Source organism: Bacteroides propionicigenes (assembly GCF_018390535.1).
In the GTDB taxonomy this organism is placed as follows: Bacteria; Bacteroidota; Bacteroidia; order Bacteroidales; family Bacteroidaceae; genus Bacteroides; species Bacteroides propionicigenes.
In genome coordinates this window covers 136,390-159,704 of sequence record NZ_JAHBBW010000008.1, presented here as the reverse complement: position 1 = coordinate 159,704, position 23,315 = coordinate 136,390, and the positions used below count along the sequence as shown (strand labels likewise).

Annotated in this window: 21 protein-coding genes and 1 tRNA gene; 10 read left to right on the top strand and 12 right to left on the bottom strand. The window is 41.0% G+C overall.

Annotated elements, in window-relative coordinates:
* Nucleotides 1-48 precede the first annotated feature (48 nt).
* Nucleotides 49-462: a hypothetical protein gene (locus KG118_RS11415; protein WP_117711023.1), complete on the bottom strand. Its 414-nt coding sequence runs from the start codon at nucleotides 460-462 to the stop codon at nucleotides 49-51.
* Between the two features lie 110 nt (nucleotides 463-572).
* On the opposite strand from KG118_RS11415, the gene aroB reads away from it, so the two are divergent.
* Entirely contained in the window at nucleotides 573-1,634 is a 1,062-nt protein-coding gene (gene aroB / locus KG118_RS11410) for a 3-dehydroquinate synthase (protein ID WP_117711022.1), read from the top strand.
* An 18-nt stretch (nucleotides 1,635-1,652) separates the two neighbouring features.
* Here the strand turns inward: aroB and KG118_RS11405 are convergent, their stop codons facing one another.
* The 10 genes from KG118_RS11405 to KG118_RS11360 all read right to left on the bottom strand — a co-directional run bounded on the left by KG118_RS11405 (nucleotide 1,653) and on the right by KG118_RS11360 (nucleotide 12,338).
* Entirely contained in the window at nucleotides 1,653-4,022 is a 2,370-nt protein-coding gene (locus tag KG118_RS11405) for an outer membrane beta-barrel protein (RefSeq protein WP_158560989.1), read from the bottom strand.
* Nucleotides 4,023-4,172: 150 nt separating this feature from the next.
* Nucleotides 4,173-5,066: a LytR/AlgR family response regulator transcription factor gene (locus KG118_RS11400; protein WP_117711020.1), complete on the bottom strand. Its 894-nt coding sequence runs from the start codon at nucleotides 5,064-5,066 to the stop codon at nucleotides 4,173-4,175.
* Nucleotides 5,067-5,711: 645 nt separating this feature from the next.
* Nucleotides 5,712-6,326, bottom strand: coding sequence for a hypothetical protein (locus KG118_RS11395; protein ID WP_147331360.1), 615 nt, complete (start codon nucleotides 6,324-6,326; stop codon nucleotides 5,712-5,714).
* Nucleotides 6,327-6,466: 140 nt separating this feature from the next.
* A complete protein-coding gene (locus KG118_RS11390) occupies nucleotides 6,467-6,916 on the bottom strand; it encodes a hypothetical protein (RefSeq protein ID WP_187119993.1) in 450 nt (149 codons plus the stop codon).
* Between the two features lie 114 nt (nucleotides 6,917-7,030).
* A complete protein-coding gene (locus tag KG118_RS11385; RefSeq protein WP_117711237.1) occupies nucleotides 7,031-7,450 on the bottom strand; it encodes a hypothetical protein in 420 nt (139 codons plus the stop codon).
* 182 nt (nucleotides 7,451-7,632) lie between these two features.
* Entirely contained in the window at nucleotides 7,633-8,529 is an 897-nt protein-coding gene (locus KG118_RS11380) for a MuF-C-terminal domain-containing protein (protein WP_117711018.1), read from the bottom strand.
* A 152-nt stretch (nucleotides 8,530-8,681) separates the two neighbouring features.
* Nucleotides 8,682-9,020, bottom strand: coding sequence for a hypothetical protein (locus KG118_RS11375; protein WP_117711017.1), 339 nt, complete (start codon nucleotides 9,018-9,020; stop codon nucleotides 8,682-8,684).
* Nucleotides 9,021-9,271: 251 nt separating this feature from the next.
* Nucleotides 9,272-10,240, bottom strand: a complete 969-nt coding sequence (locus tag KG118_RS11370) for a phage/plasmid replication domain-containing protein (protein ID WP_117711016.1) — start codon at nucleotides 10,238-10,240, stop codon at nucleotides 9,272-9,274.
* Nucleotides 10,241-10,271: 31 nt separating this feature from the next.
* On the bottom strand, nucleotides 10,272-11,039 hold the full coding sequence (locus tag KG118_RS17500; protein WP_233514864.1) for a helix-turn-helix transcriptional regulator: 768 nt from the start codon (nucleotides 11,037-11,039) through the stop codon (nucleotides 10,272-10,274).
* Nucleotides 11,040-11,069: 30 nt separating this feature from the next.
* The gene (locus tag KG118_RS11360) at nucleotides 11,070-12,338 is read right to left on the bottom strand and encodes a site-specific integrase (protein WP_213388456.1); all 1,269 of its coding nucleotides are present in this window, start codon (nucleotides 12,336-12,338) and stop codon (nucleotides 11,070-11,072) included.
* Between the two features lie 351 nt (nucleotides 12,339-12,689).
* On the opposite strand from KG118_RS11360, the gene KG118_RS11355 reads away from it, so the two are divergent.
* The 3 genes from KG118_RS11355 (at nucleotide 12,690) to KG118_RS11345 (ending at nucleotide 17,198) form a co-directional block, all read left to right on the top strand.
* Nucleotides 12,690-12,764: transfer RNA gene (locus KG118_RS11355), tRNA-Pro, on the top strand.
* A 314-nt stretch (nucleotides 12,765-13,078) separates the two neighbouring features.
* Nucleotides 13,079-13,864, top strand: coding sequence for a DnaJ domain-containing protein (locus KG118_RS11350; RefSeq protein ID WP_117711014.1), 786 nt, complete (start codon nucleotides 13,079-13,081; stop codon nucleotides 13,862-13,864).
* Between the two features lie 67 nt (nucleotides 13,865-13,931).
* Entirely contained in the window at nucleotides 13,932-17,198 is a 3,267-nt protein-coding gene (locus tag KG118_RS11345) for a S41 family peptidase (RefSeq protein ID WP_213388454.1), read from the top strand.
* Between the two features lie 39 nt (nucleotides 17,199-17,237).
* Here the strand turns inward: KG118_RS11345 and KG118_RS11340 are convergent, their stop codons facing one another.
* Nucleotides 17,238-17,627 (bottom strand): DUF2721 domain-containing protein, encoded by a 390-nt coding sequence (locus KG118_RS11340; protein WP_117711012.1) that lies wholly within the window; start codon nucleotides 17,625-17,627, stop codon nucleotides 17,238-17,240.
* Nucleotides 17,628-17,736: 109 nt separating this feature from the next.
* Between KG118_RS11340 and KG118_RS11335 the strand changes: the two genes are divergently transcribed.
* The 6 genes from KG118_RS11335 to KG118_RS11310 all read left to right on the top strand — a co-directional run bounded on the left by KG118_RS11335 (nucleotide 17,737) and on the right by KG118_RS11310 (nucleotide 23,312).
* Complete coding sequence (locus KG118_RS11335) at nucleotides 17,737-19,332, top strand: aspartate:alanine exchanger family transporter (RefSeq protein WP_117711011.1); 1,596 nt, start codon at nucleotides 17,737-17,739, stop codon at nucleotides 19,330-19,332.
* Nucleotides 19,333-19,336: 4 nt separating this feature from the next.
* Entirely contained in the window at nucleotides 19,337-20,320 is a 984-nt protein-coding gene (locus KG118_RS11330) for an aminodeoxychorismate synthase component I (protein WP_117711010.1), read from the top strand.
* Nucleotides 20,304-20,903, top strand: a complete 600-nt coding sequence (locus tag KG118_RS11325) for an aminotransferase class IV family protein (protein WP_117711009.1) — start codon at nucleotides 20,304-20,306, stop codon at nucleotides 20,901-20,903. The genes KG118_RS11330 and KG118_RS11325 overlap by 17 nt, the downstream gene beginning before the upstream one ends.
* A gap of 74 nt (nucleotides 20,904-20,977) precedes the next feature.
* Entirely contained in the window at nucleotides 20,978-21,373 is a 396-nt protein-coding gene (locus tag KG118_RS11320; RefSeq protein WP_117711008.1) for an A1S_2505 family phage non-structural protein, read from the top strand.
* Nucleotides 21,374-21,460: 87 nt separating this feature from the next.
* The gene (locus tag KG118_RS11315) at nucleotides 21,461-22,744 is read left to right on the top strand and encodes a 3-phosphoshikimate 1-carboxyvinyltransferase (RefSeq protein WP_117711007.1); all 1,284 of its coding nucleotides are present in this window, start codon (nucleotides 21,461-21,463) and stop codon (nucleotides 22,742-22,744) included.
* A gap of 145 nt (nucleotides 22,745-22,889) precedes the next feature.
* On the top strand, nucleotides 22,890-23,312 hold the full coding sequence (locus KG118_RS11310) for a phospholipase (protein WP_117711006.1): 423 nt from the start codon (nucleotides 22,890-22,892) through the stop codon (nucleotides 23,310-23,312).
* The last annotated feature ends 3 nt before the right edge of the window (nucleotides 23,313-23,315 follow it).

Sequence of the window (23,315 nt, the reverse complement as noted above, 5' to 3'; positions counted from 1 at the left end):
AAACTTACGGGCAAAAGGTTTAATGCCTTACAGATTGATTTTGTTTAATTATCGATTATTCCGCTTAAACAACCGATCAACGGTCGCTTTTTTTATACCAAATTCCAAACAAAGAACATTCATAATCAAGAATATCAGGAAAGAAGAGGAGTCTACAGATAAAATATCCCCTTGTGCCACGCGATAAAGCATACCTCCAAAAATGAAAAGCACCGTCAGGAATATAGCGTTACGTGTAGCTTTGTTGCGTATATCCTCCACCTCCTTGCATTCGCCTTTCGTCAAAGCAAATAGAATCATCAATGCTCCCAGCATCATCAAAAGTTTGGAACACTCTTTATAAAACAACAAGTTGGCATCCGTAACCCTGCCCATCATCATCATCAGGAACGGAAGAAACAGGGCGAGTGCTATTACAAAATATCCAAGCGGACGACAATATACGGGAAGTAAAGCTTTCATTTGAATTTCAGATTTATGATTTCAGATTTATTTTCATAAGACAAAGGTAGCATTTATTGCCGAAAGAATTATCTTTGTCCCGCAATAAATCACAAATCCGCAATTTTCTCATGAGTAAACAAGAAGTAATCCTTTGCGAAGAACTTGAAAGCTGCTTGACGCATGCCATTGAGAAGTGTCCGCACGATAAGCTTTTCATCCTGACCGACGAACATACCCACCGCCTTTGCCTGCCGCAACTGCAAAGTATTCCTGCACTGCAAGATGCCGCCGAAATCATTATCGGCGCAGAAGATATACATAAGAATCTGGAAACACTGGCCTCCGTATGGCAAACGTTGAGCGAACGGGGGGCTACCCGCCATTCATTATTGATAAATCTGGGCGGCGGCATGGTTACCGACCTCGGCGGTTTTGCGGCTTCCACCTTTAAGCGGGGAATAGCTTATATCAACATCCCCACCACTTTGCTTGCTATGGTAGACGCATCAGTAGGCGGAAAAACCGGAATCAACTTCAACGGGCTGAAGAACGAAATCGGAGTCTTTGCTCCTGCCGCCAGCGTATTGCTGGAAACAGAATTCCTCCGCAGTCTGGATGCCCATAATTTTTTTTCCGGGTATGCCGAAATGCTGAAACATGGCCTTATCAGCACTCCCGAACATTTGGCGGAGCTGCTCTCTTTCGATACGGAGAAAATAGACTATACCGCTCTCAAAGCCATGGTAGGTCGTTCTGTCCAAGTAAAAGAGGATATTGTGGAACAAGATCCTAAAGAGCATGGCATACGCAAAGCGCTCAACCTCGGACATACCGTAGGACACGCTTTCGAAAGCCTTGCTTTGGCAGAGAACCGTCCGGTGCTGCATGGTTATGCCGTAGCTTGGGGAATCGTATGCGAGCTCTATCTGTCGCACATAAAAACAGGCTTTCCAAAAGAAAAAATGCGCCAAACCATTCAGTTTATCAAGGAGAATTACGGAGCATTTACCTTCAACTGCAAGCAATACGACCGTCTTTACGAACTGATGCTGCATGACAAGAAAAATACCGCCGGCATCATTAACTTTACACTACTGAAAGAAGTGGGCGATATTTGCCTGAACCAAACGGCAGATAAGGAAACCATATTCGAAGTTTTCGACTTCTATCGGGAATGTATGGGGATATAAATCTATCCCCATACTACTTTATTTTATCCTCTGCAGTTCCTTTTTGCTATTCTCTTTCATCTGATATGAACTTTTCGATTTTCCAAATTTAAACATAATGGAGAGACTTATAAAAGAAGAGTCGAAATCAAGTTCTTGCGAAAATCCAATATCATGCATTTGTGTCCATACCTTTTGCTTCCGACTATTAAGCATATCATCATATTTCAGTGACAGAACCATCTGTCCTTTCATTAACGACTTACTTAGCGCGCAATTCATAACATGATTGCCGGAGTGATAAAAAATGCCGTTTACCCCCGCTGAATTGTACTGATACGTCAGAAACAAATTAAAATCAGCAGGAAACCTGAATCCTTGAGAAGTATAAAGATAAACCATTGTCCGCTTCCTCTTCATCGGTATGTTTTCACTCCGAAACGTTACACTATTGAAGGTTACTCCAACAGAATTCTGCATTGTCCAATTCTTATACTGAAAAGGAACAGAAGCCGATGCAGTCCAGATATGTTGCGAATCCAGGTTTTCCGCCATAGCCAAGCATACAGGTGAATCCGGTTCAAGCCGTTTGACAAAGAATGATGTAAGCGGGTTTTGAATCTTATTGTAAGCCAGTGAAACATTGACGAACTTATTATATACGAAATCCAATCCTATATTATAAGAATATTCGGGTCGCAGGTTCATATTTCCCACGTAGTATGTAAACGGGTCAACATAGTGCATAGACGGGTCAAGATCCTGAAACGCAGGATACAAGACTTTTCTCGAAAAAGAAAGATTGGTTTGCAACCGCTCATTTACTTTATAGCCAACTTCCAACGAAGGAAAGAAATCATTGTAAGTTTTGGTATAGTTTTCCCCTTGCTTATTCCTATTCTCATAATTTACATATTCATATCGCACTCCGGCTGTAATATGTATGTCGCTCCATTGTCTACGCAAAGAAACATATCCGGAAAATTTATCCTCATTAATATCAACCCCATTATATGATTCTATTGCTGCTTTTCCGGAATCATAGCTTTCTGTTCCATCCTGCATATTATAGTAACTATTATTCTTATTACGTGAAAAACAGACACCCGCTTTTCCGGTAATCCCCTGTTTCGTCTTATGTGTATAGTCGGCATTCACTGTATATAGTGTAATATCAGCTTCCGAACAAGAACTCTTATCCGTATTCCGGCTATCGTGCAACACTGTTATGGTGTTATTTTCATAAGACGAATAATCAACATATCCCATATTGACAGACAGTTTTTTACCGATAGAGTCAACCTGAAAAGTATAACTCAGATCATAAATATTTCTGAAGTTTTTAAAATCACCGTCTATATTTGTTCCAACGGTTTCCGTTATGGAGTTTGTCCGGAGATTATTTACATTCGTAGTTCTCCTTGTAGGATGCGTATTAAAATTCTGATATTGTACTCCGATAATATGCCGAAAATGTGGAATATAGTCAAAGCCCAGCACCGCATTATGGTTTTTAGCGGTATTCCTTTTCTGAATTATGGTATTATACATCTGACTGCCGTCTGGAAAATCACGACCATATTTTTCAATAAAGTTCCGTTTATTGGGATTATAGTTCGCACTTCCATAAATATTGAACTTATCGGTGGCATATCCTAATTGCAGCGAATTCTCCAAGCGCCAAAAATCTCCCTTTGATACAGTTGAAGTTATCTGTCCGTTAAAGCCTCTGATAAATGCCTGCCGCGTAATGATGTTGACTACCGCCATTCCGCTTGCATTATATTCTGCCGAAGGATTGGTTATTACTTCTATTTCCTTGATATTGTCAGAAGAAAGCAACTCCCAGTTTGTATTCTTGGGCGGAAGTCCATTAACAAGTATTATCGTATTCTTTCTGCCAAACACATCAATCTTGTTTTCAGAAATAGAAAGAAACGGGATTCTCCGGAGCACATCATCCAGTGACGTGAGATGTTTAAAATCCGTATTATTCTGGATATTATAAACCATCTTACCTTCAGTGAACTTCAATTTAGGCGGTGTTGCAACGATTGTAACTTCATCCAGACTCATCACATCCGGTTCCAACTGAATCAGCCCCACATCAACGGTAGCTACACTATCGCAACTTACCGTTTGTGAGTAGGGTTTATAAAGAAGCGGAGACGATATCCGAAGAATAAAGTTCTTCTGTTTGATACCCTCCATGATAAAGTCAGGCGCATCAAAATATCTATAATCAATGATTACAGAATCTTTTTTTGCTTGGACAGAGACATAGTAAAAATCACCTGCATTGATAGATACTCTACCTTTCACAGTAACGTTTTGAGAGCACAGTTCGTACAAAGGATACATCACCATCGTAAATACCAGAACCAATTTTGTAAAATTTTCTTTTGTCATAGCAGCACTATTTTCAGTTTTATTGGCTGCAAACATAAAATGAAAAAAATCAGTATCACAAAAGCTGGGACAGACAGAAAAAATTGGTGGCAAAATGCAGAAAAAGTAGCCTCTCCCCTGCTTTTTGTGGCAAATGACACAGAAAAAAGGTTACATGATTCTTTCTTTTAATACTTGTATATAGGTTCTTGACACAGGTATCTCCTTAGACACATTTAGAAGTTGCAGCTTATATCCTTTTGCATTACCTTCAATGCTGTCAATATGGTTCATGTTTATGATATAAGCTCTGTGACAACGTACAAAAAAGCCATAATTTTTCAGTTGTTCTTCAATTTGCTTTATAGTCGAACGCAACAACTTATGCTTAACTTCCCCTTCTTCCAAATAGTAAATATCCATATAATTATCAGCCGCTTCAATATAAAGGATGTTATCCGGATTTGTTTTTAATTGTTCTTTGGTACTTCCGGTCAATGTGACAGTCTGCTCATCCTCCCTTATCTCTGATTTTATTCTGTCCGATAAAACATTGTTTAATACTAAAGCATCCTGAAGATTCTGATTTAGCACAGCTATCCGCGTTAGTACAAATGTGAAGCCAATCGGTGCAACAGCAATGGCAAACGCAACCAATAAGTCCGTAAGTATAATACGCGTATATCCTTCACCTAAGAATGAAATACTTGTGTGCTCTATATTTAATCCGGGTAATAGAATCTGCTCATACACAATAATCTCTATACTCAACAACAGTACAAACAATAGATTATTCGCTATATGCTTACCTATCGTCCATTTATCAGGTGCATAGAATCCTTTAAACACTTTTGGAAACAGTATAAGAGGAACAGCTGTTCCAAACACCGTTATAAGTACAAAATGAATTAAAATCCAAAACTGGAATATGGAATCCAAACGATAATGAAACGGTTCAAAAACTATTAACACCAAAACAACAAATACAACGGAAGATGCTATTATCTGCCACGGTTTTCCATATTGTGGATAGGGATGACTCAAGTATTTATATATCATACTCATTGACTGGTAATTTTCATGTATTTTGAACACAAAATAAATATAAATCTCCAATGAAACCAAATTAAAAGGATAGTTTTCGTACCTATTCGGATTCAGATTTTAATCCAAAACAGTTCCATTTGTATCATCATAATACACTAATAAACAATAGCATACAACAAATATACAACAAAAAGTTAAGGAATTATTTGCTATTTCAAAATAAAGCCGTACTTTTGCATCCGCAATTCGGGGTGTAGCTCAGCCCGGTTAGAGTACGCGTCTGGGGGAACCAAAGAGCTAATTTTCAAGAACTTAATATTACTTTCAGATATACAAGGAGTTAGAACAATCAGTTCAACTCCTTTTTCTTTTTTCAGTACAACTCTCCTAAAACAATCTCTACAATTTAACTCAAACTGATACAAATCAACATCTAAAACATCCATAACTTTATAGCATTTAATTTCACTATAAAGGTCCGACATACTTTAACCACGGACAACAAAACAGACCATTATTTACAACACAGTTCTTTAATGTCAATCCCCATATATTCAGAACACACAATATTATCTTCCTTATAGTGGCAAAACATATATAAAAAGAATGCCATTCAACAAAATAGTCAAACGGCATTCTATTTTTCGTAATTAAATCCAATATCTACTGAGAAGCTATTTTCTTTTCCAATATAAACAGCCCCCTCTTCGTCTCAATTAGAGATTTAATATCTTCAATATCATTGGCAATCATTTCTGTGATTTCTTCTAAAATAGATTTTCTCATCTTTATATCTATCAAAGTAGGCAGAATTCTCTTTATATATTCAACTCTGTCTGCCACCTCATAATTTTCAAGCAAGTCAATCCCATAATCTCTAAACATATAGAACATATACTGTTCTACCATATCAAAATTACCTTCTTCTATATATTTATCCAAGACACTAATTATATGTTGCTCTGCCAAAGACAACTCTATTTCATGCCCAATTTCCATATATTCTTTTGACAATTTCTCTCTGTACTTTTTCATCCCAAGAGAAATTTTCCGTTGAAGGTCCTTTTCTTCTTGCAAATAATCTTTCTGACAACTCTTCAAGTCTTTTATATTTTGCTTATTCTTGTCAGCATGAAATTTTTCTACATTATTAATTATAGTTTCAACCATCTTTTCTGTTAATTTCTTTCTCTCCTCTTCAGTAGCATGATGAATTATGCTTACACCTCTCGTATCATTCCAACGAGGGTGAACTGAATATTTTCCTTCTTTTTCCATTTTATTATTCTGAAATATAGTTTCTATTAGGGTTAACAAGTCGCAAACTTAGATAGGTTGTTCTTATTTTCTATATTTATGAAATGCCTTTTTATTAAATTATTTTATTCATTAGACCAAATTTATCAAAAAAGTATCAATCATAAAAATGCCAAAAACATTACTATCATTAACAAAACAATAAAAGCCACAAAAATCATTACTATTTTAGAGGTATCCACTTCCCCATTATCCTTCTCTTCTGAATTTACATCTTTTGTGTCAGCAAAAACTTCTTTTTCTTGAGGCAGACTGGATATAACATGTTGCAGTTCTTTCATATCATTACTTACAGACATTATCCATTTTCTTTCTTGAACAAGCCTTTCTTTACGATGTTCATCAGTTTCACCCTTAAGCCACAACGCAAGAGCACCTAACAAAGGAGAAAAAAGAAGAGAGAAAAACACCCATACACCACCATCTCGCCCTAATCTATTAGCATAAGTGTATATACACGATAACAAAATTAGATAAGCAACAACAAATCCAAAAATTAGAAATGTGTTCAAGGCAGACAATAGTCCTAAATACTCATTCGAATTGTACATAATCAATTTATCATTAAAGTTAAAATCATATTTATAGAAAATTCCGTATCAGCCTACTTTTATAATTTAGTTGTTAATTATTAGATCAACCACCCTATTTATAATTGATAACTATCACCCTTTTTTCAATAAATCCCAACGATTAATATAGTCCTTTATATCCTTTTTAAAGATATTATAAGTTTTCCCACCATCTTTTAAGTCATATTTTGTTCTATTCTCTACCACATATTTACTTGGAACAATATAAAATTCAGGTAGAGTAAGAACATCTTCGAACTTATTATTATATATCACAAAGACAACATAATGATTATCCTTAGCCACCACATTACCAACGGGAACAGAATCAAAGGCACGAACTGATTTTACATCTATAGAGATGTCTGATCCATCATCATTCTTTATCCAAATATCTACACTTTTCTTATTTCCCAATGTCATATAAGCATCAATACCAAGACGATACAACATAGAAAGTACCAAATACTCACTCGCAATCCCAGTATCAAAACCCTTATTCTTAGTCTCCATAATCATAATATTTGTCTGTTACAATAATCATACACCATATATAACTATCTATTATAGTGCTATTTAATTAATCACAAAACAAATATATTTAATTAATTTTGACTCTCAAAATATTTATTACATAATTTTTTATAAAACAAAAAAAGGACTTACTATACAGGAAACCAGTAATATAGAAATTATTATCCCACTAATTCAGTCTTAACATAGACCTTTCCACCCCAGGTTTTCTCTGTCCCAATAGGAGAGCCTTTCTTAGCTTTCTCTATAATTTCGTCCACAATCTGATTTAAAAGTTGTTCATCTTCTATTTTTCCCTTAATTATATTTAACTCGTTATCCTTTTCGTTGGTATTCTCAAATTTTCTTACGATATTTACAGCATCAGAAAGATAGTCTTGAATATCATTGTACTGCGGGGTTGACTTTGCTGAGGACAATAATTCAAGACTATCTTTTTTATTTACCCACACTAAAGATTTATTCTCTACAATAGGAGAGATTATATTTTCCATTTCTCTTCCGTGAAACGATTTAATATCATCAACAATAAGAATACCTTTATCTCTATCTTGTTGACTTGGATTGTCCTGATTAAGATGAACCGCAACAAAGATATTCTTATTGTCATTATCTTTAGCCCTAATTAAAACACTATAAGAATCGCCTTCTTTTCTTTTGAAAATCATTAAAGGATCAGAAATAAGAATAGGTAAATTCTTTATTTGTTTAACATCAACATTATGTTTCTTTCTAATCCCCTTTGAAATAACTCTTTGTCTCAAAATGATAGGATTGTTATTAGGAACAATTTTAGCCAATATACCTTTTGCCTTCCCGAGATGAATTACTTCATTTACCTTCATCTCTCCATTTTTATATCTGTCAAGTTCCTCGTTGAATCTATCGTTAAATTTAATAAGTTCTTCGTCAATAAACTTTTTATTACTACCATAAGGTATACCAACTCGACCTAAATGTCTATTCTTAGGGTTATCTTTATAATAACCACTACGGGCTTTCATCAATTCATCAAACCTATTTTGAATTTCTATTTTAAGAATTTCGTCATTCACCATAAAACTATTATATTTGTATCGTTACAAAAAGAACGAATTATAATTATGAAAAATCTTACCAAAATCAAGTGTGCTAAGTGCAAAAGAGAGATGATTGTTCCAATAACAGTTGAAAATATCGTTTGTGACAAATGTGGCTCCATTAATCATCTTTATCTCGTAGAAACGCACCCTTCAGAAGATAGGAAATCTCTAAATAAAGATATAGAAGACAACCCCTCTTGAAGCTCTTCGAAATCAACACCTTTTTCAAGAAGTTCTTTACAATAAAATTCGTCCTGCTTTTCCTCCATTTTAGTAGGATGGAAGATTTCACGAACAGCGTTATCAACCTCCCTCCTACTTAACCGTTGAAAACTTTTACTTTTCAAGCAATATACCTGTTGCTTGTGTAACAACTTACTATAAACCTCTTCTGAAATACCTAAAGAAACAGCCTTCTTCCTTAGTTGTGAGTTAGGTATTGTAAAACTGAACTTTTCTGCTGACATATTTTCAAATCATTTATAAAACAGAGGTTGGAACTTCTTTACAGAAATCTCCAACCTCTCCGAAATACTTAATGCATCTGTAAACGATACTTCGTTTGTTTCAATGTTGCAAGAAAATCCTCTATCCACGACACTTCACCAACATAGGCAGAAAGATTGTAAATAAGCGTTTTTTGCACAATTATAATTTACTACTAATAACGATACCACCTTTAATAAATACCATATCAAAAAACGAATAAAAACGATATTTACACGATATATTTACTATCAATATATTTACTAAGAATCTCCATACGAGCAGGAGTAACATTATATCGCCTTTTCAACATAACATAGACATTCTCTATTTTTTTCGTCAGCTCATCTACTAAAGACACTTTGTCATAATCACAATAAGTTGCCCCTATTCTTCGTAACTCTTGTAAGACAGCAAACTTAACAGCGCTGTTTATCTCTTTTTTTACAAAAGCCTCTTCAACTTTCTCGAACATATTTATTTCAGACATACATAAGGCAACACAAGATTCTTTCATACTCTTTATACCAGTAAACTTTATACCAACTTCCTCCACCTGCTTATCAATATCCATATAACACCTATACCATTTATTCAATAACAACAAACAAAAATCAGGATGATACAAATAGCTACCCCTTACTTCACCCAGCACTTTCGTCACCCTCTTAAACCTGAACTCATATCTCAGCACATTCAAATGTGCCAATTCTTCCAATTCTTCTACACCACAACTTTTTAATTCACTCATCTTGTCATAGAACACCAGTTGAACATCATACTTATCCAAATAGAGGGTCTCTTTTTCTATATTTGAACGATGATAACCATCAGAATAAAGCAACCTCTTCATGTACAACCAAGGCATATATGCCACACTAAAATTAAAAGCTATATCAAGCCTTACCACTTTAGCCATTTCCAATGGAACACCAAGAGCAGAACTTAAACTCTTTATCGCAACCCTAATATCCCATAAGGATAAACTTTTTTCATAATTATTACCTAAAAGCCATTTAGTAAGACTACCCTCAACAACTAAAGTGGTATCACGAACTTCCACCCTCATATTTCTAATATGACCTACCACCTTATTATTATAGTACTTCACATCAGTCAGTCTACAAGAGATTTCTTCCATAAAACTAATTTCATTATTTAGTTCTTCTTCTCTCAATATTAATTTTAAGGTATCATACATAATACTATATTCTTAAATTACTAATATTATATTACTTATTATTATACACACCATCTTGTTGCTCCAAGAATTCATCAACCGTCCCTATCCGATGTCTCAACATCCAAGTTCTAATCTCAGGACGGAGAAAACGCAAGACACTACGTTTACTCAAAGTTGACTTATAAAAAGGTATTTCCTTGTTAGATGTCTTCTTATAAACAGTATACTTCGACAGACCAGTCATTTCACAGACTTCATCTATACCGATTATATCAGAAGGTGGTGTCTCACTTACGTGCATGTGCCCTTTTAACAAATCACATATATTTTTCAAAACTTCTTCTTTGTTATCCATTGTCCCCAACTCCTTTTTCTTCTTAGGAGTATCAGGGCATTTCTCTGACCACAACCTTAATTCACCAAGATAAATATTCAAATTATAGTTCTCAATTTCGTTCAAATCTCCTAACAGACAAGGCAGATTATTCCAATCTTTCTCTACCTCAGACCAAAAGGTCAAATCGTCAGCAAAGTTCTGTCTATATTTGTTAATCTCTTCACGAATATAAGCAAGAGACTGTTTGTCCCCCTCTATCAGCTCAAATCCGTTACCAGTTCTTAAACATTGAATATTATCTTCCATTGTTAGTATTCCATGCCTTTCATAGCGTGCTTCTATCACTTGTTCAACATCAGCAATTTCTTGTTCTGTCATTTCTTTCGAAACAAATATTTCACGTATATACCTACGAATCATATTATTATCAACTCTATAATTAGGATTGATAAGTTTTTGTTTAAAATCTATTTTTCTCATAATTTATAAGTTTCATTATATTATACATTATTATAAATTAACACTGTTTTTATACAAAGCACCTATTGTAACTCTCTCTATTTCAGCATCACCAAAGCTGTCCAAATAAGTATTAGTCGTTTCCAAATCCTTATGTCCCATTACTTGACTTATCATTTCACGGGAAACACCGTCAGCTTGTAAAGTCATAGCCATGGAATGCCTACTTACATAACTCGTCAACTTTTCTGTAAACCCAAGTTCTTCACCTATTTCTTTCAAACGGTCATTATAGCGTGCCAATCTTCTACGTAAGTGATCATATAACTGTTCACCTTTATAATCTTTCGATACCAAAGGAAGAAGATAATCACCAATAAGGGCAGTGTTCATCTCGAACCATAATAGCAGATTTCTTAATTCATCAGTCATGGGTATTCTAATAAATTTGGCATTCTTACTATGTTCTGTTTTGTGCCTCTTATATATAATATATTCTTTTCCTCCCTCCACCTTGATATTTTCTTTTTTTAGGTTTGCCATATCAATGAAACTCATCCCGTAACAAAAATAGGAGAACAGAAACAAGCGCCTTGCCACTTCACGAGGCTTGTTTTCAAACTTACAATTCATCAAAGCTGACAAATACTGCTGTGGCAAATATCTTTTACGGGTTTCTTCTTCCAAAGCGGAAATACAGAAACCACCTTTTCCAAAAGGATAAGTTGTAGGTGAACATTCTTTCAGAGAAATAGCCTTGTTCAACATAGCCCGTAACGTCTTCAATTCATGCTTGCGAGTATTACCACACCAACCTCTTTTTTCCATAAACTGATTGTAGCCGTTTACATACTTCAAGTCTATTTCTTGAAAATAACGTGCAGGCAGTTTCTTATCAAATAAGCGCAGGTTATAGACCACTCGTTCCCATACCTTGGCATTCCCAATATGTCCCGTCTCTTTCATTTCATTAATACGCAGACATACAAAATCAAGAAATTTCCCTTGTTTACTTTTATAGAGGAAAGCGCTTTCAAACTGATTTAAAGTCCAGTCTATTTTATCATATTCAAAATCACGCTCGACAGTTTGTGCACGAGCCAATAGTTGCAATATTCGTGCATTATATTCCTTATAATTAGAACAGACACGTTTGTCACATCTGAAACGTCCACATTCACTATCCCACTCTTCCTTCCTTGCATAAAGTCCAAGTGAGATATACTTAGATTTCATATTCTTTATTATCCTCAAAGAGACGGGATAAGTCCCGTCTTTTCTTCTATTAGAAGCGTGAAGGAGCACTTTAAAAGTTGCCATATAATATTTATTTTTAGGTTTGACAATTTTATCGTGCTACAAAAATATACGATTATTTTCCAAAAAAAGAACGAGTGATATATAAAAAAATCAACGATTTAACACCCGTTAGGAAAATATATATACCTCTTTTTGCGCACATCTTTTCCCTAAAACATTCCTAAAATATTAGAGATAACTTTGTACAAACAGATACAAATAAAATTAGCTCTAATCAACAGAATAAACATTTAATAATCAGCATATTACAACAACAGAAAGAAGAAATATCACCACTAAAGCAAAAAAAGAGGGGAGAAAATTTGCACAATCCCCGTAAATACGTACCTTTGCACACGCAAAACAAAAGTGCGGGGTGTAGCTCAGCCCGGTTAGAGTACGCGTCTGGGGGGCGTGTGGTCGCTGGTTCGAATCCAGTCACCCCGACTAAAAAAAAGCATTGATAATCTGATGATTATTGATGCTTTTTGCTTTTATACAGTTCTTATGGTTGTACCGGTTGACGCTGTGGTTGACTTTTTGGTGGAACACGCATGAACTCGATTAATGTCCATTCCGCCTAAATCTATTCGTCCGACAGCTGTTGAATTATCGTCCGACAGCTGTTGGACGATAATGTAACAACTGTCGGACGATAATTCAACAGCTGTCGGACGATTAAATTTTAGTATCCTAAAAATTTCACCTTTTCTTTTTATTTAGGTAAGAATAGTTACTTTTGCAAAATAAAGGACATAATTATGGGAGCAGGAAAATGGATTGGCGGTATCATCGGCTTTATGGCAGGCGGACCGCTCGGAGCATTGGCAGGATATGCACTCGGTTCATTAATTGAATTCGGCGGCAGCTCTGCAAGCTACACAACAACCTATGGTAATGGGCAAGCAGAAGAAGATATGTTTCGCGGACAGCGGAACAGTTTTCTATTCTCAATGCTGGTAATGGCATCGTACATTGTACGGGCAGACGGACGCATTATGCACAGCGAAATGGAGTACGTCCGCAATTTCTTACGGGCAAACTTCGGTACCGCGGCAGTCAGTGAAGGCGAACGGATATTGCTCAACCTCTTTGAACAACGCAAACGCATGGATATGCAGAATCCTCTTGCATTCAAGAATACAATCCGCGACTGCGGTATGCAGATTGCAGCCAACCTGACATACGAAGAACGCCTGCAGCTACTGGGATTTCTCGCAAATATAGCCCGAAGCGACAATAACGTCTGTCGTGAGGAAATAGAGGCGTTGAAAGAGGTGGCGGCTTATATGGGATTATCCGAAAAAGAAGTGGAATCCATGCTCAATCTGGGAGGAAACTCACTGGATGCAGCCTATAAAGTGCTGGAAATAGCCCCCACAGCCACTGACGAAGAAGTACGTGCCGCATATCGCAAACTGGTGCTGAAGCACCACCCTGACCGGGTGGCTACATTGGGAGAAGACATCAAGCGCGCTGCTGAAGAAAAATTGCAAAGCATCAACAATGCCAAAGAGATTATCTATAAAGCAAGAGGAATCAAATAATAATCCAATATTTTTTTGAGACAAGACTTTAATATAAAATTCCTAATTCAATAGAAATACATCTGTTATGAAGAAAATATTTGCCTACCTCGCACTCGGTTTCACCACTCTTACCGGTTATGCGGCAACTCCGCTCTGGATGCGCGACATACAAATCTCACCCGATGGAACAGAGATTGTTTTCTGTTATAAAGGAGACATCTACAAAGTTCCGGCAAAAGGCGGTGCAGCTACGCAACTCACCACACAGGACTCCTATGAATCCACCCCGGTTTGGTCGCCCGACAGCAAGCAAATAGCATTTGCCAGCGACAGATACGGCAACTTCGACGTATTCGTGATGTCCGCCAACGGCGGAACAGCCCGGCGGTTGACTACCAATTCGGCAGGAGAAATCCCGTCGGCATTTACCCCCGACGGCAAATACGTTCTCTTCTCAGCAGCCATTCAAGACCCTGCCGAGAGCGCGCTCTTCCCCCGCTCTGCCATGACCGAACTCTACAAGGTTCCCACAAGCGGCGGACGCACCGAGCAAGTACTGGGTACACCTGCCGAAGCTGTCTGTTTCGACAAATCGGGTGAACATTTCTTTTATCAAGACCGGAAAGGCTTTGAAGACCAATGGCGAAAGCACCACACTTCATCCATAACTCGCGATATTTGGATGTACGACATCCGCACAGGCAAACATACCAACCTCACCGAGCATGCCGGTGAAGACCGCAATCCCATCCTTGCACCGGACGGGCAAACCTTGTATTTCCTGAGCGAACGTAACGGCAGCTCATTCAATGTATACGCCTTTCCACTCACCCGTCCGGAATCCGTAAAAGCGGTGACTACTTTTAAAACCCACCCCGTCCGATTCCTTTCCATGAGCAGTAACGGCACATTGTGTTACGGCTACGATGGTGAAATATACACGCAGCAAGACGGTTCGACCCCGCAAAAAGTTCAAATAAAAATCATCCGTGATGACCGGCCTCAGACAGTCCACCTGAATTATACCAACGGAGCAACTTCGGCTACTGTATCACCGGACGGCAAACAGATAGCCTTCATTGCACGTGGCGAAGTCTTTGTAACCTCGGCAGACTATGCCACAACCAAACAAATCACCCACACCCCCGCCAATGAGAGCAACCTGTCCTTTGCCCCCGACAACCGTACACTGGCCTATGCCAGCGAACGCAACGGCAACTGGCAGATTTATCTTGCCAAGATAGCCCGTAAGGAAGACCCCAACTTCCCCAACGCTACCATTATAAACGAAGAAGTATTACTGCCTTCCGCTACCATTGAACGTTCTTGCCCGCAATTCTCACCAAACGGTAAAGAATTGGCATTCATAGAAGACCGTATCCGTCTAATGGTACTGAACCTCGAAACAAACAAAGTGCGCCAAGTCACCGACGGTTCCACTTGGTACAGTACAGACGGCGAGTTCAGCTATGCCTGGTCGCCGGACAGCAAATGGTTCACCCTCGAATTTATCGGCAACAAACACGATCCATACTCTGACATAGGACTGGTCAGCGCACAAGGCGACAGCCCCATAATCAACCTGACTAATAGCGGCTACATGAGCGGTTATCCCCGCTTTGCGCTCGATGGCAATGCAATCCTGTTCAAAACAGAACGTTATGGTATGCGCGCCCACGCTTCATGGGGATCGCAGGACGATGCCATGCTCATCTTCCTCAACCAAGATGCATACGACAAGTACTGCCTGAGCAAAGAAGACTATGAACTGCGTAAGGAATTAGAGGTTGAGCAAAAGAAAACACAAGACAAAGATACCGCCAAAGAAAAGAAGAGCAGCAAAAAAGGAAAAGAAAAAGACAAAGACAACGATGAATCCCAAGTGAAAGACATCGTTGTTGAGCTGAAAAACATTGAAGACCGTATCGTACGTCTCACCCCTAACTCCTCGGATTTAGGTAGCGTCATCATCTCCAAAGACGGAGAAAGCCTTTATTACTTCGCTGCCTTTGAAGACGGCTACGACCTCTGGAAAATGGATATCCGCAAAAAAGACACCCGACTGCTCCATAAAATGGATGCCGGCTGGGCTTCTATGGAGATGGACAAGGACGGCAAAAACCTCTTCTTGCTGGGAGGAAAAACCATGCAGAAAATGAATTTGGCATCCGACGAGCTAAAACCAGTCACCTATCAGGCACAAACCAAAATGGATTTGGCGGCAGAACGCGAATATATGTTTGACCACGTGTACAAACAGCAACAGAAATGTTTCTACAACACCAATATGCACGGTGTAGACTGGGACGCCATGACTACCGCTTACCGCAAGTTCCTACCTCATATCAACAATAACTACGACTTTGCCGAGTTGCTGAGTGAATGGTTGGGCGAGCTGAATGTGTCGCACACCGGCGGTCGTTATTATCCGTCCGGACAAAGTGAACCGACAGCCAGCCTCGGACTGCTCTTCGCCTGGAACTACCCAAACAAAGGTGTGCTTATAGCCGAAGTCATAGAGAAAGGTCCGTTCGACAACGCCAATACTAAAGTAAAAGCGGGCATAGTTATCGAAAAGATTGACGGCACGGAGATTACACCCGAAACTGATTACTATACCTTACTGAACGGCAAAGCCAAAAAGAAGACCCTTGTCTCGCTATACAACCCGCAGAACAAAGAACGCTGGGAAGAGGTTGTAATCCCGATAAGCAATAGTACGCTTGATGATTTGCTCTACACTCGCTGGGTAAAACAACGTGCAGCCGACGTAGATAAATGGTCCGGCGGCCGTCTCGGCTACGTCCACATTGAGTCAATGGGCGATGACAGCTTCCGTTCTGTGTACTCGGATATTCTGGGCAAATACAACAACCGTGAAGGCATCATCATCGATACCCGCTTTAATGGCGGAGGCCGTCTGCACGAGGATATAGAAATATTGTTCAGCGGCAAGAAATACTTTACACAGGTAATCCGCGGCCGCGAAGCCTGTGATATGCCCAGCCGTCGCTGGAACAAGCCGTCTATCATGCTGACCTGCGAAGCCAATTACTCCAATGCGCACGGTACGCCATGGGTATATCGCCACCGGAATATCGGCAAGTTGGTGGGTATGCCCGTTCCGGGAACAATGACCAGCGTATCATGGGAACGTTTGCAAGATCCTTCTCTCATTTTCGGTATCCCTGTTGTAGGCTACCGCTTGCCCGACGGCAGTTATCTGGAAAACTCCCAGTTAGAACCCGACATCAAAGTTGCCAACTCACCCGAAGCCATCGTGAAAGGTGAGGATACCCAGCTGAAAGTTGCTGTGCAAGAATTACTGAAAGAACTGGACTCTGCCCAGTAAAGAGATAAATATTCGTCTTACAGGCATAAAGCGTTTCCGCTAATCGTCCATATCATTCAGATGTATCTCCAGAGCCTTCACGGAGATATAAATTTCGTACACGGAAATAGTGAGCGAAATAATCAGAAGCACCAGCGCAAAACCGAAGATATAAACTGAGGCAAGATGAAGCCGGATATAAATAAAGAACATGCTGACTACACATAGCAACAGGCTTGCTATGCCTGTCACCTGCATGGCGCGCGTCAGGTACAACCTTTTGCGCAGGTTGGCAATCTGCGCCGCGGTCACAGAGGAGTGACTCTTTTGGTGTTGCTCCTTCAAAGCACGCACAAGGCCTGCATACGACAGAAAACGGTTGGTGTACGCCAACATAATCAGGGATATTGCCGAAAACAGCAAAGCGGGGGTAGTCAAATCTATTTCCATAAGAGGGATTCCTTTAAATCTTTAGCAACTGCAAAGATAAATAATACTTTCTCTATCTAACTTTTTTCCATTACCTTTGTTCCCTCGAAAAGACTAATTCATCAAGCCTATGTTCACAGACCTGCTCAATTCCTCTTATTTCGCCCTTTTCCTCATCGTAGCTTTAGGCTTCATGTTGGGAAGAATCAAAATCAAAGGATTGTCTCTCGATGTTTCCGCAGTAATCTTCATCGCCCTGCTTTTCGGGCATTTCGGTGTGATTATCCCCAAAGAGTTGGGAAACTTCGGACTTGTATTGTTCATTTTCACTATCGGCATACAAGCCGGTCCCGGTTTCTTCGACTCTTTCCGAAGCAAAGGGAAGACACTCATCATCATCACCTTGCTGATTATTTGTTCTGCCGCCTTGACGGCAGTAGGACTGAAATACGCTTTCGACATTGACACGCCGAGTGTGGTAGGCCTGATAGCCGGAGCACTTACCAGTACGCCGGGACTTGCAGTTGCCATCGACAGCACTCATTCACCGCTGGCCTCCATCGCCTATGGTATCGCTTATCCGTTCGGAGTTATCGGGGTTATCCTATTCGTAAAACTGCTGCCCCGTATCATGCACATCGACCTCGACCGGGAAGCCCGCCGTCTGGAGAAAGAACGCCGCGGACAATTTCCCGAACTGATAACGTGCATCTATCGTATTACAAATCCTGTCGTATTCGGACGTACCCTGATGCAAATCAATGCCCGCGCCATGACCGGAGCGGTAATCTCCCGCCATAAGCATGACGAGCAAATCGCCATCCCGACCGCCCACACCGTACTTCACGAAAACGACTACATACAAGCCGTCGGCAGCGACGAAGCGCTGAACCAACTCGCCACTCTGGTAGGTGAACGCGAAGAAGGCGAGCTCCCCCTAAGCCATACCCAGGACATAGAGTCCCTGCTGCTGACAAAGAAGGATATGATAAACAAACAGCTGGGTGACTTGAATCTGATGAGGAACTTCGGCTGCACCGTGACACGGATTCGCCGAAGCGGTATCGACCTTTCTCCCTCACCCGATCTTGCGCTAAAATTCGGTGACAAGTTGATGGTAGTCGGCGAAAAAGAAGGACTGAAAGGCTTGGCACGCTTACTGGGAAACAATGCCAAAAAACTGTCCGATACGGATTTCTTCCCAATTGCAATGGGCATCGTACTCGGAGTACTGTTCGGCAAGCTGAACATATCCTTCCCCGGCGGTTTGTCATTCTCACCCGGATTGACAGGCGGCATTCTGATAGTTGCCTTGTTCCTTAGCGCTGTTGGCAAGACAGGACCTATTATCTGGTCCATGTCGGGTCCTGCCAACCAACTGTTACGGCAACTGGGACTTTTGCTGTTCCTTGCCGAAGTAGGTACATCGGCTGGAAAGAATCTGGTAGCGACCTTTCAGGAAAGTGGCTGGTTGTTGTTCGGAGTAGGTGCTGCCATTACTTTAATTCCCATGCTGATAGCTGTAATCGTAGGCAGACTCGTATTCAAAATCAGCATCCTCGATTTATTGGGAACCATTACAGGCGGTATGACAAGTACCCCCGGTTTGGCAGCTGCCGACTCGATGACGGACAGCAATATTCCGAGTGTGGCCTATGCTACGGTTTATCCTATTGCAATGGTATTTCTCATACTGTCCATTCAAATCATTGCAACATTGATTTAGGACAATGAGAACATTGGACAAAGAAACAGCTATCGCCCGGATGAACACATTCGGGCGTCAGGACATTCCTTTCCTGTTTATCATCGATTACAAGCAAGAACACTCATTCGTTGAAGCCCTCGCCAAGATAGATACATCCGCCTGCCTCTACCAATTCGGAAAGACGGGCAATGCTCCCGATACGGATACCCGATATACCGGAAGAATAGATTGGGAATTCACTCCCCCGCTTCCCGCCGACTACCACCGTTCTTTCGACATCGTAAAGCGTAACCTGCTGGGCGGCAACAGTTACCTGACCAATCTGACGTGCAAGGTTCCGCTTCGCACTAACCTGACGCTAAAAGATATATTTCTGCATTCCCACGCTCTATACAAACTTTGGCTGAAGGATTCTTTTGTTTGCTTCTCTCCCGAAATCTTTGTACGTATGGAAAAGGGTTTTATAAAATCTTTTCCCATGAAAGGAACAATTGACGCGACCCTTCCCCATGCCGAATCAATATTGTTGGATGACGCCAAGGAAGCCGCGGAACACGCCACCATTGTCGATTTGATACGCAATGACCTCAGTATGGTTTCCGACCACGTTACCGTAACATCCTATCGCTACATAGACCGCCTGCAAACCAACAAAGGGCCTATTCTGCAAACAAGTTCCGAGATATGCGGCATTCTGCCCGATGACTACACCGAACGGCTCGGTGACATCCTTTTCAAACTATTGCCTGCCGGCTCCATTACCGGTGCCCCCAAACCCCGCACCATGCAAATCATTGCCGAAGCGGAAGGCTACGAACGAGGATTCTATACCGGAATCATGGGCTGCTACGCCAACGGCCGACTGGACAGCGCGGTCATGATACGCTTCATTGAACAAGAGAACGAGCAACTCTACTTCAAAGCCGGCGGCGGCATCACCGCCCAAAGCCGATGGGAAAGTGAATACAACGAGGTAAAACAGAAAATATATGTGCCGATTTATTGAAACCATACGTGTTGACGGCGGAGTGGTTCGCAACTTAGCCTACCATGAACGGAGACTGAACGATACCCGAACACACTTCTGGCCGGAAAGTACCGCCCTGCAACTGACAGCATACCTGCCCGCCATTTCTGCAAACGGCATACACAAGTTACGTATAGCCTACGGGCAGAAAGGAATCGAAGATATATCTTGCACTCCCTATGCCCTACGCTCCGTCCGTTCACTGGCTTTGGTACGAGCGGACAACATTGACTACACCTATAAAAGCACCGACCGCGAAGAGCTCAACCAATTGTTTGCACAGCGCGGCTCCTGCGATGATGTGCTTATTGTCCGCCAAGGTCTACTCACCGATACCAGTATCGCTAACATCGCTCTCTTTGACGGCAAACAATGGTACACTCCCCGGCATCCCTTATTGAAAGGGACTAAGCGTGCCGAACTATTGGAAAAAGGCATCCTCACTGAGAAAGATATACACACGGAAGACCTTGTGTTTTACTCCATTGCACGCCTTTTCAATGCGATGATAGATTGGGGTGAACTGGAACTTCCCGTCAATTGTCTAAAGCCAATATTCTGAAAAAGAACAGGGTTGCATAACCATCTAAGAATAAATTCATTATATTTGTAATGAGCAACTAAACCTAAAACCCAATGACAACAAGAATCACCCCAAACAGAATTACCGAACTGAAGTCCAATGAGATATTCGTATTCGGCAGCAATCTTGAAGGAGCACATGGCGGCGGAGCCGCCCTACTGGCATGGCGTGAATGGGGTGCCATCTGGGGACAGGGTAGCGGGTTACAAGGACAGACCTACGGCATTCCAACCATGCATGGTGGTCCTGAAGCTATCCGGCCCTATGTGAATGAATTCATTCGTTTTGCCCGCCAACACTCCGACACCGTATTCCTCGTTACTGAAATAGGTTGCGGCATCGCAGGTTTCAAACCCGTCCAGATAGCCCCGCTATTCAAAGAAGCGGCGGAGGTTCCTAATATTTACCTGCCTCAACGGTTCTGGGACGTATTGAATGCAAATGTATGACAAGCAGACTTCCATTTCCCAAAGATTTATTTTACTTTTGCATCGGAATATAAAGTTTTCTACCACCGTCACTAAACAAGTACAACTATGCGTTATACCGTTTCCGCCCCCGACACCCCGATACATGCCGCTATTCAATTGCCGGCATCCAAGAGTATCAGCAACCGTGCACTTATCCTGCATGCCCTTGCTCATGGTAAGCAAACGCCCTGCAATCTGAGCGATTGCGATGATACCCGTGTCATGGTGCGCGCACTGCAAGGCAATCCCGAACATATAGACATTATGGCAGCGGGGACGGCCATGCGTTTCCTCACCGCCTATTTCAGCGTGACACCCGGCAGCCGTATCATCACCGGAACGCAACGTATGCAGCAACGTCCCATCCGTATCCTCGTAGATTCTCTACGTTTACTCGGAGCAAAAATCGATTACGTCGGGCAAGAGGGATTCCCACCTCTACGCATCACAGGGGCGGAATTGCAAGGCGATGAAATATCTCTTGCCGGAAACGTCAGCTCGCAATATATTTCCGCCCTGCTGATGATGGGAGCTGTGCTCCCCAAAGGACTACACCTACACCTTACAGGCAGTATCATCTCCCGTCCCTACATCAACCTCACGCTTCAGCTTATACACGACTTCGGCGGACGTGCCAGTTGGAATTCCGAAAACAGCATCACCGTATATCCCGGCGGTTATCGGGATGTCCCGTTCACCGTGGAGAGCGACTGGAGCGCGGCATCCTACTGGTATCAAATATTGGCACTGAGGGGAAATGAAGAACGAAGAATAAAGAATGAAGAATCTCTGAAGGGTTATGAACATGAAACGGTGGAGCTGTTCGGGCTGTTTCCTCACAGTTATCAAGGGGATAGTCGCGGAGCGGAGATTTTCTCCCGTCTGGGCGTACATACCGAATATACCGATCTGGGCGTACGACTGACATTGGCGGGTACACCCGTCTCGCGCTTGGAGGAAGATATGGTAGACATTCCAGACCTGGCACAAACCTTTGTCGTAACTTGCTGCCTGATGAACATACCTTTCCGCTTTACCGGTTTACAAAGTCTCAAAATTAAGGAAACCGACCGTATCGCCGCCCTTATCACCGAGCTGCAAAAGTTAGGTTATTTGGTACGTTCCGAACAGGACAGCATTCTGTTATGGGACGGGGAACGTTGTCCTACTGAAAACGCCCCGATTATTTCCACTTACGAAGACCATCGTATGGCAATGGCATTTGCTCCTGCCTGCATCGTATTACCGCAGATAGTGATTGATGAACCTCAAGTAGTTTCCAAATCCTATCCGGCTTATTGGGAAGATTTAAAGAAAACAGGTTTCACAATCTCCAAAGGACAAGGATAAAAGCGATGTTTCTCTTTGTCATTCGTCAGTTTCTCCGAAGAGAATCAACCTTTTTGCCCATTCAAAAGAAGTCAGATACGAAAACAATGTGTATCTTTGTCCGTTCTATTTTATAAGGACACTTTTTTTCAAGGAAAGAGAACGTATGTGGATACTGATTATTAGCCTGATTGCCCTCGCCATCGTAGCTGCCATAGCGGGAATAGTACGCAACCGCAGACTTCAAAAGAAAATTGATAACGGCGAATTGGATGCCATGCCCGAAGTGCAGGAAGTAGATATGGAATGCTGCGGCCAGCATGAAGTATGCGAAAAAGAAAGCCTGCTCGCCGCCGTCAGCAAAAAAATAGAATATTATGACGATGAGGAACTGGACAAATACATCGGGACTGCTTCCGACCGATATACTCCCGAACAAGAAGAAGAATTTCGTGACGTATTCTATACCATGCAATCGGAAGATGTGGCCGGGTGGGTGCGCAGCTTACAACTGCGCGGCATTGCGCTACCGGACAATATAAAAGATGAAGTGTTCCTGATAGTAGGAGAAAGGAGAATTAATCACTAATCA

Bases quoted from the DNA above. Each gene is read 5' to 3' on its own strand.
- KG118_RS11415 (WP_117711023.1), bottom strand. From the start codon at position 462: ATGAAAGCTTTACTTCCCGTATATTGTCGTCCGCTTGGATATTTTGTA.
- aroB (WP_117711022.1), top strand. From the start codon at position 573: ATGAGTAAACAAGAAGTAATCCTTTGCGAAGAACTTGAAAGCTGCTTG.
- KG118_RS11405 (WP_158560989.1), bottom strand. From the start codon at position 4,022: ATGACAAAAGAAAATTTTACAAAATTGGTTCTGGTATTTACGATGGTG.
- KG118_RS11400 (WP_117711020.1), bottom strand. From the start codon at position 5,066: ATGAGTATGATATATAAATACTTGAGTCATCCCTATCCACAATATGGA.
- KG118_RS11395 (WP_147331360.1), bottom strand. From the start codon at position 6,326: ATGGAAAAAGAAGGAAAATATTCAGTTCACCCTCGTTGGAATGATACG.
- KG118_RS11390 (WP_187119993.1), bottom strand. From the start codon at position 6,916: ATGTACAATTCGAATGAGTATTTAGGACTATTGTCTGCCTTGAACACA.
- KG118_RS11385 (WP_117711237.1), bottom strand. From the start codon at position 7,450: ATGGAGACTAAGAATAAGGGTTTTGATACTGGGATTGCGAGTGAGTAT.
- KG118_RS11380 (WP_117711018.1), bottom strand. From the start codon at position 8,529: ATGGTGAATGACGAAATTCTTAAAATAGAAATTCAAAATAGGTTTGAT.
- KG118_RS11375 (WP_117711017.1), bottom strand. From the start codon at position 9,020: ATGTCAGCAGAAAAGTTCAGTTTTACAATACCTAACTCACAACTAAGG.
- KG118_RS11370 (WP_117711016.1), bottom strand. From the start codon at position 10,240: ATGTATGATACCTTAAAATTAATATTGAGAGAAGAAGAACTAAATAAT.
- KG118_RS17500 (WP_233514864.1), bottom strand. From the start codon at position 11,039: ATGAGAAAAATAGATTTTAAACAAAAACTTATCAATCCTAATTATAGA.
- KG118_RS11360 (WP_213388456.1), bottom strand. From the start codon at position 12,338: ATGGCAACTTTTAAAGTGCTCCTTCACGCTTCTAATAGAAGAAAAGAC.
- KG118_RS11350 (WP_117711014.1), top strand. From the start codon at position 13,079: ATGGGAGCAGGAAAATGGATTGGCGGTATCATCGGCTTTATGGCAGGC.
- KG118_RS11345 (WP_213388454.1), top strand. From the start codon at position 13,932: ATGAAGAAAATATTTGCCTACCTCGCACTCGGTTTCACCACTCTTACC.
- KG118_RS11340 (WP_117711012.1), bottom strand. From the start codon at position 17,627: ATGGAAATAGATTTGACTACCCCCGCTTTGCTGTTTTCGGCAATATCC.
- KG118_RS11335 (WP_117711011.1), top strand. From the start codon at position 17,737: ATGTTCACAGACCTGCTCAATTCCTCTTATTTCGCCCTTTTCCTCATC.
- KG118_RS11330 (WP_117711010.1), top strand. From the start codon at position 19,337: ATGAGAACATTGGACAAAGAAACAGCTATCGCCCGGATGAACACATTC.
- KG118_RS11325 (WP_117711009.1), top strand. From the start codon at position 20,304: ATGTGCCGATTTATTGAAACCATACGTGTTGACGGCGGAGTGGTTCGC.
- KG118_RS11320 (WP_117711008.1), top strand. From the start codon at position 20,978: ATGACAACAAGAATCACCCCAAACAGAATTACCGAACTGAAGTCCAAT.
- KG118_RS11315 (WP_117711007.1), top strand. From the start codon at position 21,461: ATGCGTTATACCGTTTCCGCCCCCGACACCCCGATACATGCCGCTATT.
- KG118_RS11310 (WP_117711006.1), top strand. From the start codon at position 22,890: ATGTGGATACTGATTATTAGCCTGATTGCCCTCGCCATCGTAGCTGCC.